This window comes from Stenotrophomonas sp. 05L44_2 (assembly GCF_056665995.1).
Window position 1 is genome coordinate 1 of sequence record NZ_JBFTNR010000743.1, and the last position, 2,007, is coordinate 2,007.

Below are 2,007 nucleotides of genomic sequence, written 5' to 3' on the forward strand. Positions count from 1 at the left end.
GCTGGCCGGCAACATCAACAGCAACAGCAGAAGCTGCATTCCGTGGGTTGGGGGGTAGGGACCGGCTGCGGGGGACGCCGTAAACCCAACCTTGGGGGCTTGGCCGCGGAATCCATGCCGCGGACACCCCCGCAGCCGGACCCTCCCCGCCATCCCACGGAATGCAGCTTCTGCTGTTGCTGTTGAGGTTGCCGGCCAGCGGCCGGCACTACCGCGGCTGCCGGGTGCAGGGCGCAGCCCTGCCGAACCTCTTACCCCTTACACTCCAGAACGATTTCCCTGCTGGAGAGAGCAATGAAGCGAGTAGTACTGGGCGTGCTGGCCCTGTCGGTGTCGAGCGCACTGATGGCGGCCACCCCGAAATTCGATGGCGCGCGGATCTCCGCCGACGTCAAGGAACTGGCCTCCGACGCCTACGAAGGCCGCTCCCCGGCCACCGCCGGCGAACAGAAGACCATCGCCTTCCTCAGCAAGCAGTTCGCCGACGCCGGCCTGCAGCCCGGCGGCGACCTGAAGGACGGCAAGCGCCTGTGGACCCAGGCCGTGCCGCTGCGCAAGGGCGACATCGTCGGCACCCCGCAGCTGTCGCTGCAGCAGGGCGGCAAGACCATCGCGCTGGAGCAGGGCAAGCAGATCGCCGTGCGTGCAGCCATGAACGGTGCGACCAGCGTGGATATCAGCAAGGCACCGCTGGTGTTCCTCGGTTACGGCGTAAAGGCGCCGGAGCGCAACTGGGACGACTTCAAGGGCGTGGACCTGAAGGGCAAGATCGCCGTCGTGCTGATCAACGACCCGGAYTTYGAAACCGGCRWGGGCGAYTTCGRCGGCAAGGGCATGACCTRKTAYGGCCGYTGGMCSTACAAGTACGAAGAAGSCGCWCGCCAGGGCGCASYCGGCRTGCTGATCGTGCATGAGACCGCCCYGGCGTCGTATGGCTGGGCCACGGTGGCCGGCTCCAACACCAACACCATGTTCGACGTGGTGCGCGACAATCCGGCTGACAGCCATCCGCTGCTGGAAGGCTGGATCCAGCGCGATCTGGCGGTGGAACTGTTCCGCTCGGCCGGGCAGGATTTCGAGGCGCTGAAGAAGAAGGCGCAGCAGCGCGACTTCACCCCGGTGCCGCTGACCGGCGCCAGCCTGGATGCGAAGTACGCGGTGAAGACCGAAGTGATCACCTCGCACAACGTGGCCGCGCGCCTGGAAGGCAGCACGCATCCGGACGAGACCGTCATCTACAGCGSSCAYTGGGACCACMTCGGCGTGGGCGAGCCCGACGCACGCGGCGACCGCATCTTCAACGGCGCGCTGGACAACGCCAGCGGCACCGCCTCGCTGATTGAACTGGCGCGTGGCTTCGCCAAGGCACCGCGTCCGCAGCGTTCGGTCGTGTTCCTGGCGGTAACTGCCGAGGAGAAGGGCCTGCTGGGTTCGGAGTACTACGCAACGCACCCGCTGTACCCGCTGGAAAAGACCGTGGCGATGATCAACATGGACGGCATGGCGCCGTTCGGCCCGTCGCGCGATTTCGGCATCTACGGCGCGGCGCGCTTCGAGCTGCTGGACCAGTTGAAGGACGTGGCCAAGGGCTGGGACATCCGCTACACGCCGGACCCGAAGCCGGAGGCCGGTCTGTTCTTCCGCTCCGACCACTTCCCGTTCGCCAAGCGTGGCGTGCCCGCGCTGTCCTGGTCGGCCGGGCAGGACTGGGTGGACGGTGGCGTCGCGGCGGGCAAGAAGGCGTCCGAAGACTACACCGCCAAGCGTTACCACCAGCAGGGCGACGAGTGGCAGCCGGACTGGGTGTTCGCTGGCGCCGCCCGCGACCTGGAAGTGCTGTACACCCTGGGCAACCAGCTGGCCAATTCGCGCAGCTGGCCGAACTGGAGCAAGGACGAGGCGTTCCGCGCCGTGCGTGACGCCAGCGCCGACCAGCGCAGATAAGGGAATGCGCCGGGCTCACCCGGCGCCTCCCCGGTTGCCGGCAGCTGGCCGGCAACCTGGTAG

The 2,007-nt window shown here is 67.5% G+C and carries 1 protein-coding gene; it reads left to right on the plus strand.

The annotated features are described in order from the left end of the window. The first annotated feature begins 294 nt into the window (after positions 1 to 294). Complete coding sequence (locus AC1VAN_RS20070; protein WP_480986562.1) at positions 295 to 1,944, plus strand: M28 family metallopeptidase; 1,650 nt, start codon at positions 295 to 297, stop codon at positions 1,942 to 1,944. The last annotated feature ends 63 nt before the right edge of the window (positions 1,945 to 2,007 follow it).